The sequence below is a fragment of the Providencia xihuensis genome, from assembly GCF_041953405.1.
GTDB lineage: Bacteria > Pseudomonadota > Gammaproteobacteria > Enterobacterales > Enterobacteriaceae > Providencia > Providencia vermicola.
On the sequence record NZ_CP169565.1, the window covers coordinates 1969590 to 1984468 of the forward strand.

Annotated in this window: 16 protein-coding genes and 1 tRNA gene; 7 read left to right on the top strand and 10 right to left on the bottom strand. The window is 37.4% G+C overall.

Annotated elements, in window-relative coordinates; translation table 11 throughout:
* Positions 1-17 precede the first annotated feature (17 nt).
* Positions 18-809: a MipA/OmpV family protein gene (locus ACE2AL_RS08695; protein ID WP_349422384.1), complete on the top strand. Its 792-nt coding sequence runs from the start codon at positions 18-20 to the stop codon at positions 807-809.
* Between the two features lie 54 nt (positions 810-863).
* Here ACE2AL_RS08695 and ACE2AL_RS08700 read toward each other — a convergent pair whose 3' ends face one another.
* A complete protein-coding gene (locus ACE2AL_RS08700) occupies positions 864-1124 on the bottom strand; it encodes a DinI-like family protein (protein ID WP_206082299.1) in 261 nt (86 codons plus the stop codon).
* Positions 1125-1385: 261 nt separating this feature from the next.
* Between ACE2AL_RS08700 and ACE2AL_RS08705 the strand changes: the two genes are divergently transcribed.
* A complete protein-coding gene (locus tag ACE2AL_RS08705) occupies positions 1386-1919 on the top strand; it encodes a GNAT family N-acetyltransferase (RefSeq protein WP_206082298.1) in 534 nt (177 codons plus the stop codon).
* A 19-nt stretch (positions 1920-1938) separates the two neighbouring features.
* On the opposite strand, the gene ACE2AL_RS08710 is transcribed toward ACE2AL_RS08705, so the two are convergent.
* Positions 1939-2352 (bottom strand): GNAT family N-acetyltransferase, encoded by a 414-nt coding sequence (locus ACE2AL_RS08710; RefSeq protein ID WP_272539622.1) that lies wholly within the window; start codon positions 2350-2352, stop codon positions 1939-1941.
* Between the two features lie 206 nt (positions 2353-2558).
* Here ACE2AL_RS08710 and ACE2AL_RS08715 point away from each other — a divergent pair, with 206 nt between their 5' ends.
* Positions 2559-3155: a pentapeptide repeat-containing protein gene (locus ACE2AL_RS08715; RefSeq protein ID WP_241016767.1), complete on the top strand. Its 597-nt coding sequence runs from the start codon at positions 2559-2561 to the stop codon at positions 3153-3155.
* A gap of 60 nt (positions 3156-3215) precedes the next feature.
* Here ACE2AL_RS08715 and ACE2AL_RS08720 read toward each other — a convergent pair whose 3' ends face one another.
* The 4 genes from ACE2AL_RS08720 to ACE2AL_RS08735 all read right to left on the bottom strand — a co-directional run bounded on the left by ACE2AL_RS08720 (position 3216) and on the right by ACE2AL_RS08735 (position 5918).
* Entirely contained in the window at positions 3216-3344 is a 129-nt protein-coding gene (locus tag ACE2AL_RS08720) for a hypothetical protein (protein ID WP_263974613.1), read from the bottom strand.
* Between the two features lie 459 nt (positions 3345-3803).
* A tRNA-Pro gene (locus tag ACE2AL_RS08725) sits at positions 3804-3880 on the bottom strand.
* A gap of 73 nt (positions 3881-3953) precedes the next feature.
* Positions 3954-5669: an LPS biosynthesis-modulating metalloenzyme YejM gene (gene yejM, locus ACE2AL_RS08730; protein WP_375084249.1), complete on the bottom strand. Its 1716-nt coding sequence runs from the start codon at positions 5667-5669 to the stop codon at positions 3954-3956.
* 21 nt (positions 5670-5690) lie between these two features.
* The gene (locus ACE2AL_RS08735; RefSeq protein WP_047755730.1) at positions 5691-5918 is read right to left on the bottom strand and encodes a YejL family protein; all 228 of its coding nucleotides are present in this window, start codon (positions 5916-5918) and stop codon (positions 5691-5693) included.
* 241 nt (positions 5919-6159) lie between these two features.
* On the opposite strand from ACE2AL_RS08735, the gene yejK reads away from it, so the two are divergent.
* The gene (gene yejK / locus ACE2AL_RS08740) at positions 6160-7161 is read left to right on the top strand and encodes a nucleoid-associated protein YejK (protein WP_206082291.1); all 1002 of its coding nucleotides are present in this window, start codon (positions 6160-6162) and stop codon (positions 7159-7161) included.
* Positions 7162-7290: 129 nt separating this feature from the next.
* Here yejK and rplY read toward each other — a convergent pair whose 3' ends face one another.
* Entirely contained in the window at positions 7291-7572 is a 282-nt protein-coding gene (gene rplY / locus ACE2AL_RS08745) for a 50S ribosomal protein L25 (RefSeq protein ID WP_206082290.1), read from the bottom strand.
* Positions 7573-7739: 167 nt separating this feature from the next.
* Positions 7740-9497 (bottom strand): DEAD/DEAH box helicase, encoded by a 1758-nt coding sequence (locus ACE2AL_RS08750; RefSeq protein WP_206082289.1) that lies wholly within the window; start codon positions 9495-9497, stop codon positions 7740-7742.
* A 222-nt stretch (positions 9498-9719) separates the two neighbouring features.
* On the opposite strand from ACE2AL_RS08750, the gene rsuA reads away from it, so the two are divergent.
* From rsuA to ACE2AL_RS08765, 3 genes are all read left to right on the top strand, one after another.
* Positions 9720-10427 carry a 16S rRNA pseudouridine(516) synthase RsuA gene (gene rsuA / locus ACE2AL_RS08755; RefSeq protein WP_375084250.1) on the top strand — a complete coding sequence of 236 codons (708 nt, stop codon included), beginning with the start codon at positions 9720-9722 and terminating at the stop codon, positions 10425-10427.
* 17 nt (positions 10428-10444) lie between these two features.
* Entirely contained in the window at positions 10445-11629 is a 1185-nt protein-coding gene (locus ACE2AL_RS08760) for a Bcr/CflA family multidrug efflux MFS transporter (protein WP_206082287.1), read from the top strand.
* A gap of 660 nt (positions 11630-12289) precedes the next feature.
* Positions 12290-12631, top strand: a complete 342-nt coding sequence (locus ACE2AL_RS08765; RefSeq protein ID WP_206082286.1) for a hypothetical protein — start codon at positions 12290-12292, stop codon at positions 12629-12631.
* Positions 12632-12839: 208 nt separating this feature from the next.
* Here the strand turns inward: ACE2AL_RS08765 and mepS are convergent, their stop codons facing one another.
* Both mepS and ACE2AL_RS08775 read right to left on the bottom strand, forming a co-directional pair.
* Positions 12840-13424, bottom strand: coding sequence for a bifunctional murein DD-endopeptidase/murein LD-carboxypeptidase (gene mepS / locus ACE2AL_RS08770; protein ID WP_206082285.1), 585 nt, complete (start codon positions 13422-13424; stop codon positions 12840-12842).
* 738 nt (positions 13425-14162) lie between these two features.
* A complete protein-coding gene (locus ACE2AL_RS08775; RefSeq protein WP_206082284.1) occupies positions 14163-14762 on the bottom strand; it encodes a YrbL family protein in 600 nt (199 codons plus the stop codon).
* Between the last annotated feature and the right edge of the window lie 117 nt (positions 14763-14879).

Below are 14879 nucleotides of genomic sequence, written 5' to 3' on the forward strand. Positions count from 1 at the left end.
ATGAGCGTAATTTGAACATGAAAAAAATTGTAGCATTAATGGTTGGCATTTTACCTTGTAGCTATGTGTTTGCAGGGGAAAGTACATTTATTGCAGGGGCGGGGATCAATATAGCACCCGTTTATGAAGGTTCAAAAAAGTACCAGCTTGGACCAAGCTTAGAAGCAACGTATGCATATCTTTCTGATGATTATGGCGTATTTAGCTTAGGTATTGAAGGTGTAGCATGGGGAATAGGCTTAACGGACAACCTCACTTTTGTCAGTTCATTGGGCTATGACTATGGGCGTGATGAAAAAGTTGGATTTTTGGGTAATAAAAATAAAGACCTAAAAGGAATGGGGGACTTAGATGGCTCCTTGTTAGTTGGCGCTGATCTGTCTTATACACTAAATAATTATGAGTTTTACATCATGGGTGATATAGCAACAAAAGATAGACGCTATGGCGGTCGCCATATAGGTCGAACTGTTACTATAGAATTAGGTATGAATACAGACTATGACATTAATAGCTCATGGGAAATGGAATATAATTTAGCGGCGGTTTGGGGAAATAAAGCCTATAACCAAGCTTATTTTGGTGTTTCCAAACAACAAGCCAGCAAAACTAAATTCGCAGAATATGATGCAAGTAGTGGTTTTAAAGATATACATGGCTCAGCCATATTAAATTACAATATGGATGATAATTTCACGCTATATACTGGTATCGCTGCGTATTATTTAATTGGTGACGCAGGAAAGAGTTCATTAACAGAACAAAAATTAGGTTTTGTGGGGTTAACTGGCTTCCGCTACAAATTTTAAGTATCCAAAAAAGGAATGCTTATTGATTACTAACATTCCTTTCGTTAATGAAGTCTATTCAGCAGTATTTTCTTCGGGGATCCATCCGTCATCTAACCAAATTTCTTCCAATATTTCTTCAATGCGGATTTTATCTTCAGACATTTTGGTTCCTGAAATGTTTACGCGCTGCTGCGAGCTAAAACCAACACGGGTTACCATATCAGGGTATTGATTTTGCAATTTACGTAAAATCTCAGATTCAAGCGCGTGTAAAACGTTTGTGCTTGGTTTTTGTGGTGCATTTTTATCAAATAAAACTTCAATTCTTAACATAATAGCCTCGGCCAATTACTGTGTTAATATACAGTATTTTTGGGCGTATATAGAAAAAAGTCAATATGATCACAAAAATATTTTTTAAATTAATCTGAGTTAAAAACCAATATTTTTATATTAGAAAATAATAAACAATTAAAACAAATAGTTATTTTTTTATAAAAATAGGTTTGCAGTGGATAAAATGATTGTCAGATTTTAAAAAAAACGTATTCTAAAAGTGTAATTATGTTCATATAACGATGAGTCTAAAATCAAATGCTACATTCAATCAGAATTTCTAGGGAAAACATAAACGAGAATAATGTTGTTAATCAGCTATATGATCAGGCATTTCCGCTTTATGAGCAGAGAAGTTATCAAGGTCGTAAGTCAATTTTGAGTCATGACGACTATTATCTCTATTATTTTACAGATAATAACGTATTTGTTGGTTTTATTGGTTGCTGGAAAATTAATGAATACTTTTACATTGAACATCTCGCCATTTCAGATTCTCTCCGGGGGCAAGGGTATGGTCAGAAAGTACTAAAGCAATTCTGCCACGATGTAGGGCTAGTTATCCTTGAAATTGATCCAGTAATTGATGAAATCAGTCAAAAGCGGCTTTCGTTTTATCAGCACTGTGGTTTTCAACAAAACGAATACAACCATGCTCACCCAAGTTATTATCCTGAAAATAAGCCCCATAAGTTAGAAGTATTAAGTTTTCCACAGACAATAGATAAAGAAACGTATCAGCAATTTAACCAGATGCTACAAACTGTTGTGATGGAAAAATCACTACTATAGACCTGATTATTAGGTCATTTTACCTAGCGATGTAGCAGTAAATAAGCTCTGGATCATTATCATCTATGTTTTCAATACAGCCACTAGGAATAAAGCCAGTTTTTATCAATAGCTGTTGAGTGGCTGTATTTGATTTATTAGTTGACGTGAAAACTTTGGCTGTCGGGCTTTTCTTTATCAATTGATTGATTAGTATAAGCCCAAGACCTTGCCGACGATATTGGTTATTGACCATTAATAGTTCAATAAACCCATAGCCAAAAAAATGTGTGTTTATAACACCGTACGCTAATATTTCTTGATTTTTTTCCAATATAAAACAGTCATTCTGTTTTACCCAATGTGTGATTTCGTTTAATCGAACATCTGTCGCTACAGTGTCTATTTTGTAGATATTGTCTATGTCATCAATTGTTGCTAAACGGCAATTCATGTGAAGGTATCTTCTAATTTATTAGGGGGTAGTAGTATAGAGCTAAATAATCTTTATTTTCAATAGATTAGATATGTTTGTTGGTAAGCAGAACATAAAATAGGTATTTATGTGCAAAGGGCCAGGTTACTATAAAAAATACATGGTATTATATACAGTAAATGTCAGCTTTTAGGTGTGTGATGACATGCATTATGAGGTGGAAAGTGGAAATAGAGAACCATGGTGAATATTTAGAACAAAAATTTTGTAACTTAGAGCTTGAAAACGAAAGACTAGAGCATGTACTTTTTGAGCAGTGTGAATTCATCAATTGTAACTTTACTGGAAGCTGTTTTACAGATTGCCGATTTGTCGAATGTACATTTCTAAAATGCAATTTGAGCCTAATCTCCATCCCTAATTCCCGTTTTTCTATTTGTGAATTTAATGGGTGTAAATTAGTGGGGGTAGATTGGACAAAAGCGCATTGGCCTCGTTTTGATTTTTATTCACAGCTGAGTTTTAAAAGTTGTATTTTAAGCGGTAGCAATTTTTTTGCGCTTAAACTTCATGAAACTCATTTTGATGATTGTCGTTTACACGATATTGATTTTAGAAATGTGGAACTCAATAAGTCTGTGATAACAGATTGTGACTTATCAAACAGTCTGTTTATGCAAACTAATTTAACTTCGGCTGATCTTACAGGTACTCATTCTTTTACGATTGATATTCGACAAAATACCTTAAAACAGGCTAAATTTTCGCGTTTTGAAGCATTAGAGTTGTTATATGGGCTAGATATTCAACTTATTGATTGAGATATAACAAGTCATAAAAATGCCCTTTGCAGGGGGGCCTGAAAGGGCGATTATTTAATATTACATTGCATACATAAGTCCTATTTGCTTATCTTCAACCTCAATACTAATTTTGTCGCTATCAGGCATTTCAATAGTCGCCAAAGAGATGAAAAAAGCAATGACAATGATGGTATATACGAGAAACATAAAAACCTCCCGTAATGCTTGGCGGTGACAGTACTGCACGTAAGCATGTTCGCTCAATTTAAGAATAAATGAGTTTTTTAAATTTGGGAATAGAGAAGGGACATTTTTTAAAAAGTTTATTGTTAAAACTACTTATATTTATCAGGTATTTTATCTGAGTAAACTTCTTTAATGCCCATCCAATCAGCGATTAAGTTAAAGAAATTAAGGCCATTCCTTCGAGCTGATATGAATTCTCGCATTTGCGAGTCTGAAGAGGTAATAAAAAGCGGTGGTTCAAAATTTTGTTTACGTTTATCGCCATGAGTCAAATCTTTTTGATTATCAATAAAAGAAAGACCATGAGCTGAAAAATAGAGCATAGACCATAATTTTTCGGTTTCTAATAACCTTTCTACATTAAAATCAAAGACTCTATAAAAAAACCAACCGTAATAGGTTGGTTTTCTTAGGGAATTTTGGTCGGCATGATAGGATTTGAACCTACGACCCCCGACACCCCATGACGGTGCGCTACCAAGCTGCGCTACATGCCGAACTGTGATTTATACTACCCAATTTGGTCTTAAAATCAAGAGGCTCATGTTGAGACTGATTGATAATTAAGCACTAATTTTCATTAAATCGTTTTAATTCTGTGAAAATTTTCAGAAGCTCAGCCAAGTTAGGTTTTGCTTCTTTTTCAATAACGCCTTGTTTATCATAAATATTAAATTGCCCATTATGATCCATATATAAAGTGGCATTGTCAGTGGTAATGACCACATCATTGTCATCACCAGTAATCACCCACGGGTATGTGCGTTGGTTACTGAATAAATCTTCACCTTGGCTGTAATCATCTGTTTGATTATTCACATGCAATAACCGTTGCATCAATGTCGTCATAATGTCTTGATGGCTAGTTAACTTGCCTATTTGTTGAGCAGGTGTATTTGGCCAATAAATAAATAAAGGGACGCGCATTTGATCGCGATTAAAGTTCTTATCGCTTAGCCAATCCTCTTCTTGTTTACCTTGCTTATTATAGTTAGCAGTAATAATGACGATGGTATTTTCAAGGCGGTTATAACGTTTCAATGTTGCGATAACTTGGTCAATTTGCTTGTTAGTTTGTGGGCTGCCTGGTACGCCTTTGATATTCAAGAAAGAGAACCAAGGTGCATCATGTTTAAGGTTATCTAACCAGCTAATCCATTGATTAATAGTTAGGCTATCATTATCTGCTGTTTTAGCAGGTAATGAGTAATCGGATAAAATGGCTTGACGGAACAGTGGTGAGTTAAATCCATCTGTTGAAAACAGACCAAACTGATAACCTTGGTGTTGTAGCGCTTCAACCAAGACAGAAGGGTGACGACCATTAAGAATGTTATCAAGATAAGTAGATGAGATGCCATAGAAGAGACCAAACAAGGCAGTGTCATCGCGTAAACCTGCAGTATAGTGATTCGTAAACTGCGTACTCATCTCTCTAAAGCTGTTAAGGGAGCTCATTGTTGTTTGTTGAGCTTCATTACCGAGATCGTCCACGACCAGTAAGAGTAAATTATACCCTGTACCTTGGTCGTAGTAACTCAAAGGTTTAAGAGGGTAATTAAGCTTCAGAGCGGTAGGACTACCATGTTGGAATACCCGATTTTGGTGCTCGGTAAGATCCAATAAACCATATCGGTCTAATAATTTACGGGCCGTCATCGGTTGTGATAATGGGTAGTTATAACGCTGCATCGTGATTGGGCGATAAAAATTCGCATCGGCCCACGCATACATCAAATGCGACATAATGAATGTCACAATGAAAATGCCTGCTAGGGGCTTACCAAATGTTTGGCGGTTTAAACTTCGTAGTTTTTGCCAACTCCAAGTTGCAAACAGCATTTCTACCAAGAAAATAATGGGGATACTGATAAACATCAGTTGCCACTCACGAGCCATTTCTCCTTTGATTGGATTGATGACTAAATCCCAAACTTGTGGTGTTAGATGAAGGCCAAATTGGCTAAAAACACGGATATCAAAGATTAGGAGTGTAATACCTGCAGTGGCAAGTGCAACAAAAATCAGCCTCAGCAGCCGCTGAGACATCACAATAAAGGTCAGTGGAAAAATAATGAGTAGGTAAGCGGCAAAGACCACAAAACTAAAATGACCTAACCAACTGACGAAGGCGTATATACGGCCAGCTAAGGTGTCTGGCCAATCAAAAATAAACAGATAGCTACTACTTAACACGAGGCTAAGCAGTATATTAAATAGTGCAAACCAGTGTCCCCAACCAATCATGTTAGAGACTTTGTCACGGTAGCGCTGATGGGTGACCATACTGTTTATTTCATTAATCTGTTAGTGTGATTTATCTTCTTTTACAGAAGAAAGTAACGCATTGGCAAAGGATTCTGCAATCATTTTACGTTGTGCGGGGGCAACTGACGTATTGAGCAGGTTCGTTACCATGTTACCTAACACCATTAGGGAAAGGTCAACAGGGGTATGGTTTTTTTCTAACACACTCACGAGGTCAGAGAGTAAACCTTCAACTTTTTCATCACTATAGCGAGATGATTGTGGCATAAATTGAGACATCCTAAATTAATGAAAGCTCCATATCATAGCGTATAGCCGCATGTTTTTCTTCTTTCTTCGCAACAAATTTTTGTTTAAGTGATAATAATGCTTATTCAGATTCAAAAAGTGTGTATTAGTTCAGCATTTGCTGATGAAAAATGAGGCAAATGATAGTTTCTATTGCAGCGTATAGATATCAATGTTTGAATACGCGCGATAATATTTCTGCTAGAAGAAGGAGCTAACAATGAGTCTGGAAATTACCCAGATAGCCTTACATCAGTTGATTAAGCGAGATGAACAAACCTTAGAGGTGATGTTACGGGATTCTTTATTGACGGCTGATGATGTCGTGCAAGACATGATGGCAGAATTGCACCGTGTTTACAGCGCAAAAAGTAAAGCCTTTGGTGAATTCAATGAAGAAAGTGAATTAGCTGATGCATTAAAGCTCTTACGCAAGGGTGAAGAAGAATTTTTAGGTTTTAGCCGTGCTATGACGGTTCGTTTAAAGGATGAACTCGCGAAATACCCATTTGCTGAGGGGGGAATTGTTCTTTTCTGCCAATACCGTTACCTTGCCGTTGAATATTTATTGATTTCTGTTCTTAATAGCTGCGATAGCATGTTTGTCACAGATACATTAGATTTAGGGACGACACATTATTTAGATATTCCACACGCAGATATCGTTGCACGCATTGATTTAACCGAGTGGGAAACTAATCCAGACTCGAAACGCTACTTAACATTCTTAAAAGGTCGAGTAGGGCGTAAAGTATCTGATTTTTTTATGGATTTTTTAGCGGCATCTGAAGGTTTGAATGCGAAAGTGCAGAACAAAGGTTTAGTCCAAGCGTTGGATGATTTTTGTGATAATGCTCAGATGGATAAAAACACTCGCCAAGCATATCGTCAACAAGTGCATAGTTACTGCACTGAACAGCTGCAATCTGGCGAAGAAATTGAATTACAGGAATTGGCGAAAGAGTTGCCACTGGTAGAAGAACAAAGCTTTGATGATTTTGCTCGTCAAAATGATTACCAATTGGAGGAAAGCTTCCCAGCAGATAGGGGAACACTTAAACAATTGACTAAATTTTCAGGTAGTGGTGGAGGTATAACGATTAGCTTTGATGCTATGTTGATGGGCGAACGTATTTTTTGGGACCCAGTGACAGATACACTAACCATTCGTGGTACGCCGCCAAACTTACGCGACCAATTACAGCGTCGTGGCAGCAAATAAAATATTTTGTTAGCGTATTGGTAATATTGATTGATGCAAAAAATAAAGTTTTAGAAATAAATAACGCCGCAATTGCGGCGTTATTTACTCGGCGTCCCGAAATTTCTAAAGCTCGGCTGTGGGCTTTAATTAAGCGCGCAGGAAGTCAATGTGCGTCACTTTTGGCTTAAATGGGTGACGTTGAACAGCCTGAACTTTTACTTTTGTTTCTTTACCATCGATAACCAGAGTCAGAACTTCGTAAAATTCTGCTTTGCTTTCTTGGTTAATAACTTCATCGTGGCTCAGAGTGATAGAGATAGGCTCTTGGTTACCACCGTAAACGATAGCTGGAAGCTGATTATCTCTGCGCAGGCGGCGGCTCGCACCCTTACCCTGCTCTTTACGTTCAATTGCATTGATAGTTAACATTACTATTTCTCTATAAAAAGAAAATATAAATTCCTGCTACAGGCGACCCAGCAGCAGGTTCGAGATTTGGCCTAGGAATAACGCATTTTGGAAAATGAGAAATTGGAAGGCGGCGGCATTTTATCGAAAAAACCGCCATCCAGCAATCTTTAAGATCGTTTATTGCGTCAGGAAAGGGAGTTTGCGATGCGAAACCGCCCTTGATAATCAAAAATTTTCTCTCTAATTTCCCAATAGCGGTCTTTTTTCCGTGCCACGATAAATTGTGGGTAACGTAATAATGATTGCTGCAAAATAATGTCATTTGCATTATTCCATTTAAATGGAATGCCTGGCGCTCGTTGGTGCTCACGCAAAAAACGGTATTCAAATACACGACGCTGAGAGGGAGTTGTTAAGCGATAACGTTCTGAGACGCTAGTGCCATCTTCATCATAATAGTTTATTTTTATCCATTCACCTTTTGCATCATTACCAGAGATAAATTGCATACCACCACAACGAATAATCAGTGCATCTTTTAATTTTAATGCTGCTTTGAGCATGTCATCAGGATCAGTAAGGACTTCTTGGCACTTTTGGCAACGGCGAGCTGCGATATCATTTTCAGCACCACAGTGGGGGCATTGCTTAAAACGAAATCGGAACTCACATTGTTGTTTTTGACCATTATCATCTTCTTCCCAGCCTTGGCAACGACGGCCATAGTGCTCAATAATTTGCCCATCAGTAGTACATTTTCCCCAAAACACATTGGCAAATTGGCAAAGAGGGCAAAAAACTTGAACAGGGACACTGGCAGAGTTTGGTTTACTGCAACCGACTTCAGGGCGATATAAATCATGAGGATTACCCGCATAATCTAAAATCAAGCATTGGGTTTTCCCCTGGCAAAGACGTAACCCACGACCAACAATTTGCTGATATAAACTAACTGATTCAGTTGGGCGCAAAATTGCAATCACATCAACATGGGGGGCATCAAAGCCAGTGGTTAGAACAGAAACGTTGACAAGATAATGTAATTCTCTGTTTTTAAATTGATTAATAATAGCTTGTCTATCAGACGCAGGTGTTTCGGCGGTGACTAATGCGGCAGACTTTACTGGTAAATAACCCAAAATTTCTTTTGCGTGCTCGACGGTAGCCGCAAAAATCATACAGCCTTGCAGTGGTGTTGCATATTCAATGATTTGTGCAACAATTTTAGGTGTAATACGTTGTTGTTTTTGCAGTGAAAGGTTTAATTCTTGCTCATTAAAAATACCTGCAGATGTCAACGAAACTTGGCTAAAATCATACTGCAAAACAGGCATATCTAAGCGTTCAGGGGGAACTAAAAACTTATTTTTAATCATGTAATGCAGTGGCAGCTCATAAATACAATCTCGGAAAAAACAGTTTTCATCACCCCGAACTATGCCATGATAATGATATTGGTAAATCCACCCGCTACCTAAACGGTAAGGGGTAGCGGTTAAGCCTAGAATCCGTAAGGCTGAATTGCTTTTTTGTAGATGCTGAATGATTTGCTGGTATTGGCTTTTATCATTCAAACTGATGCGATGGCATTCATCAATAATCACTAATGAAAACTGTCCATTGAAAGCAGCAAGATTACGAGCGACAGACTGTACGCTGCCAAAAACCACTTTATTTTGTGATTCTTTTCGGTTCAGCCCTGCAGCAAAAATATCCGCCTCGAGGCCATAGGCGAGGTATTTACTGTGATTTTGCTCGACCAATTCTTTAACATGGGCCAAGACCAGTACTCGTCCACGGGCAAGACGTGCCAACTCAGCAATCACCAAACTTTTCCCTGCACCGGTAGGCAGCACAATAACGGCGGGCTGAGTGTGTTTGCGAAAGTAGTGGATCGTCGCGTCGACGGCTTCTTGTTGGTATGGGCGTAAGGAAAAAGACATATTGCTCAGTATTGGTTAAAAAAACAGGTGAATGAGGTTAAATTTAATTTAAAACAATGACTCTGTCTAAAGATGTATGTTGTTTCATGGAAACTATCCCTTAACTAGGGTTATTGTTATAATGAATTATGTGATAGTAATCACAGCAACCTTTCATTCTTTATTCTGACAGTTAAGCGTTATTGTACGCTTCGCTGGCAATCCATCAAGTTAAGAGAATCTATGCGACTGGATAAATTTTTGTCCCAGCAATTAGGGATAAGCCGGAGTTTGGTAGCACGTGAATTGCGTGCAGGTCTTGTTACGATTGACGATGAAGTGGTCAAATCAGGAGCATTCCAAGTCACGCTTGACCATGAAGTCGCTTATGATGGAAATGTGTTAGTACAAGTCACGGGGCCGCGTTATTTTATGTTGCATAAGCCCCAGGGGTACATCTGTTCTACCGATGACCCAACACATCCTACCATTCTTTATTTTATTGATGAGCCGCTTGCACAAAAGCTTCATTCTGCGGGGCGCTTAGATATTGATACGACAGGGTTAGTGTTGCTCACCGATGATGGACAGTGGTCACATCGCATTACATCGCCTAAACACCATTGTGAGAAAACGTACCGTGTTCAATTAAGTGAAGATATTGCCTCCGATGTTGCCAAACAATTCGAGCAAGGCATCATGTTAAATGGTGAAAAGTACCCAACAAAACCCGCACAACTCGAAATTATCACTCCTCGTGATGTTCGCTTAACTATCAGTGAAGGCCGTTATCACCAAGTTAAACGAATGTTTGCCGCGGTAGGAAATCATGTTTGTGGACTGCACCGTGAGCGAGTAGGGGACATTTACTTGGATGAGGCCCTTGAGCAAGGCGAGTATCGCCCACTGACAGATGAAGAAATTAATAGCATTAATGTACCACGTAAATAAAAGCAGGAGTCTATAGCGTGCAACAGCAGCGTTCATCCTATTTGGGGCTGATTTTAATATTAGGTTTATTGTCTATGCTAATGCCGTTGGCTATTGACATGTACCTACCTAGCTTTCCGACGATGATGCAATATTTTAATGTTGATGAGGGGCGGATTCAAATGACGCTCAACAGCTACATTTTTGGTTTTGCGATTGGGCAACTTTTTTATGGACCAATGGCGGACAGCATCGGTCGTAAACCCGTGATTTTGGGTGGAGTAATTGTTTTTGCTATAGCATCGGCTGCTTGTGCAATCACCGAATCAATTGATTCACTTATTTGGTTACGTTTTTTGCATGGTTTTGCCGCCGCAGCCGCCAGTGTGGTAATTAACGCATTGATGCGTGATATGTTTACGCGCGACGAATTTTCTAGAAGTATGTCATTTGTGGTATTGGTGATGACGATCGCACCTTTATTGGCTCCTATTTTAGGTGGCGAATTGATGCGTTGGTTCTCATGGCATGCGATTTTCTGGAGCATTGCCATTGCGGCAGTTATTGCAGTGATTTTAGTGAGCTTTTTTGTGCGTGAAACATTACCCGTTACGAAAAGGCAAAAATTCCACATTGGCACAACATTACGCCAGTTTGCGACCTTATTTAGGGCAAAGCAAGTTTTGTTCTATATACTCGCGAGTTCATTTTCGTTTGCAGGGATGTTTTCATTCTTAAATGCAGGTGCATTTGTTTATATCGACCTAAATGGCGTTTCTCCTCAACATTTCGGTTACTATTTTGGTATTAACATCATTTTTCTCTTTATTATGACGACTATTAACAGTCGCTATGTTAGGCGCTTTGGCGCAGAGAAGATGCTGTATTTTGGTATTATTATCCAGTTTATTATGGGGATTTGGTTATTAGGCACAACCGCATTTAGTCTTGATTTTTGGACGTTAGTTATTGGCGTCGCCATTTATGTCAGTGGAATTGCAATGATTACATCTAATGCGATGGCTGTGATCCTTGATAATTACCCACATATTGCAGGAACGGTCTCTTCCTTAGCAGGAACGATTCGTTTTTCAATTGGTGCACTAGTAGGAACGTTATTATCACTGATCCCCGCTAAAAATGCGTGGCCAATGGTAGGTTCGATGGTGGCTTGTGTCGCTTTATCGATGCTTTTTGTTTTGTTAGCTAAAAAAGCGAAATAATCTCTGAGTTATCAGCTTCATGGATGAAACTGATAATTTGTTCTCACCTTTTATTTCCCCGAATATTCTTATTTTCCCTTAAGTAATCTCTTATCATTCACATTATATTGAGTTTTTTCAGTGTTACTGTTCGGTAATTTCGATTAGTTTATCATAGGTATTAAATTATGTGATGAAAAATGATCTAAATCAATTATCATTAGTGTGCTTTTTGTTAAATTTATGTTTTTAATGACACCCAAAATGGGATTGACTGAGCTAATTGAAAAATAACTATTCATCAAAAATTTGAATGGTTGTTGCTATTTTTATTTGGTAAATGTAAAAAATAGTTAAATGATTTACCTATCATGTTGAAGGTTGATGTCAAAATTAATTTAATTTTTAATATTTTTAGCAGAAAAATAGACGTGCAATGATTTGCGTCACAAAAATTTAACGACACATCATAATTTTAATGTTATATTTAGGTTCTAATATTTAACATTGTTGTTACTTTTTGTTGTGTTAAAGCTTCGGTTTGAACGAGTAATATTTTGAAGTCAAAAATTGACTTCAAAGAACACACAGGATATAGGGTCATTACTCAATGTTAAGTTTGTTTGCAGGGCTATTTCCTGTAATTAGGCAAAATACCAATTGTTTTAATAGGATATTTTTGTGGAAAAATTAGGTCTTTCGGTGGTGCACAGGCTACCGCAAAGCTACCGCTGGTTATCAGGCAAAATAGGAACAGACGTAGAAGTTGTGCCTATGAATGATGTTGATAGCGATAATCTTGTGGGGCTAAAATTACTTAGTCATGACTGTGCAACAGATTGTATTGCGATGCAGAAACTGTCTGAATCGTTATCCGATATGCAGATTTCAAGTGCTATCCTAGAATGGCAGAAAGAGGTTTGTCTGTTCATTCATGCGAATGATGAATTAGCTGCAATGTGCCGTTTAAAAGCAACGGGTGTTGCAATTGCGGAGCTATCTTCAGGGTTTTATTGTGCTTAGTTAGCTTGAGCTGTAATGTTTTTAATGGGGAAGATATTGTATCTGACTCATTTTGTGGTGGCTAATAAGGGCTAGTATTTATACTGGCGTTAAAAAGATTATTCTACGCAATAATGGCAGTTTTCATTTTTACTTGATGGCAAATATAAAAAAAGCTTCCAATTTTGGAAGCTTTTTTTATAGGTAAGGGGGAGTGTTTTACTGAAAATTAGGAGCCGTTGATAATACGACGACTTGCATAATACCTTTTACTCCAATAACTATTGGACATTTCAGAAACAATGACACCACTGCTGGTTGATGCATGAACAAATTTTTCATCACCAATGTAAATGCCAACGTGTTTCATTGTACGACCTGTTTTAAACAGAACAATGTCACCCACTTTTAAATTATTACGCTTTACGCTTTTGCCTGAAGACTCTTGTTCTGACGTTGTACGAGGTAATTCTACGCCGAATTGTTCAAAGAAGGTGCGTTGAACAAAGCTTGAACAATCAATGCCGCTTTTAGTGGTTCCGCCTAGGCGATAAGCAACACCTTTCCAACTTGCATATTGATTCATGATTTTAGATTTAGTGTCAACACTTTGCACTAATTCTTCAAATTCGTCTTGGGATGCCATTGTTAAAGAGTCGCCTGCAGCACCGTTTAACATGCGAACATCTGATTTAGCAGTATATTGTGTATTTTTTGTCGACTTCGGGTTGGTACATGCTGTGAGTGTTACGGCAATAGCAACTGCCGGAACAATGCGCCAAGCATAGCGCTTAAGTTTTTCAGAGGTTAACATTCTTATATATATCCCTTACCATTTCTTTATCGCATTATTGTGTAAAGAGACACAACAAAACTAAACTTTTCCCTGTGAAAAACGCATTGATAAATAAGAGTGTGCTTTTCGCAGAAAGTGTTTATCACGCCATCTAAATCTTTACTGGATCAGAGGTTTCTTGTGACCTTATTGAGTATAGATGAAAGCTCAATATTTACTAATTCAGTTATTGCTTGAAGTTAGTACCGTAACAGCCCGAATACCAAACCTTTAAGAGCATACATAAACAAAACCGAAATGGCGAGTTAATAGGGGGATAATTTACAAAACATTAGATAAAAGTGCATATGTGCCATTGAGTTATGTGATTGCTGTCATATGTAGCGTATTTTTGCGTATAATTGCGCCGATTATTGATAATGAAATATGATCTTTCTCACATTTATTATTACTCTGTTTCAGTTTATTTACGTAATAAGCTTTTTTTGCACTTCAAATGTAAAGAAGTTTAAATTTATGCAAGGTGAGCTCAAATTTTAGCACGTGTAGAAAGCTAAATTTTGACGGTCAATTCTTCTCTTGGTGGTTAAATAGGCGAGTTTAATTAAGATATGCAATAACTACTGTGTATTTATCAGTATTTATTGAGGGGGGCCTTAAACAATAAAGGAATAATATATAATCACTCCTTTATTGCGTAGAGGGATAAAATTATCGAATAAAAATTAAATAAAAAAGATAATTAAAAATGGATATTTATAATTTGACATGGAACTCTTTGTATAGCCGTTTTTCAAAGTCCGCAAAGCGGCGGTCTAACGTTGAACGTGCAATTGTGGATGAAAAATAATCGAGCGGAATTAAATTAGACGACCCAAGGTTATCGATAATTAAAAATTGTCCATGTGGTTTATAGCCTAATTGATAAACGATATTATAGGTTTTTAGCGCCATGGTGGCGATTGCTTCTTTATAAATAGATTTTTTAAATTGAGCATAAGCAATTTTCATATTTTTTTGATGCTTCAAGTAGGCATTTTTATTTTTTAGATAATAATCTAAAGTATGCGATACATTCCCTGTTTTATCCTTAATTAATTGAAACACGTAACCTAGCCCAAGATTGGTTTCTTGTGTGCCAAAATAGTGGGACACTGTTGTCGCTTGGTATTCCTTTCTATAAAGGCGCTTATAGTACCGCACTTCTCTGAGTGTTTCTTTATCATCGCGACCTTTTAGGTGAATCTTAATACAAAGCTCATCATAATCTGGGTGCTGGTAACAGGCTCGTTGACGTCCAGAAGCAATTAAGTTAGTCGGTGATAAATTAATTTTGTAGTTGAGTTTTTCATTCATATCTAATAACACTATTTTTGATACATCGAATACAAATAAATAGAAAAAACACTAATTTCGACGAAGATTGCTATATTTTCGTCTTATTTTAATAGACTTAATTTTATATGTGTTGCA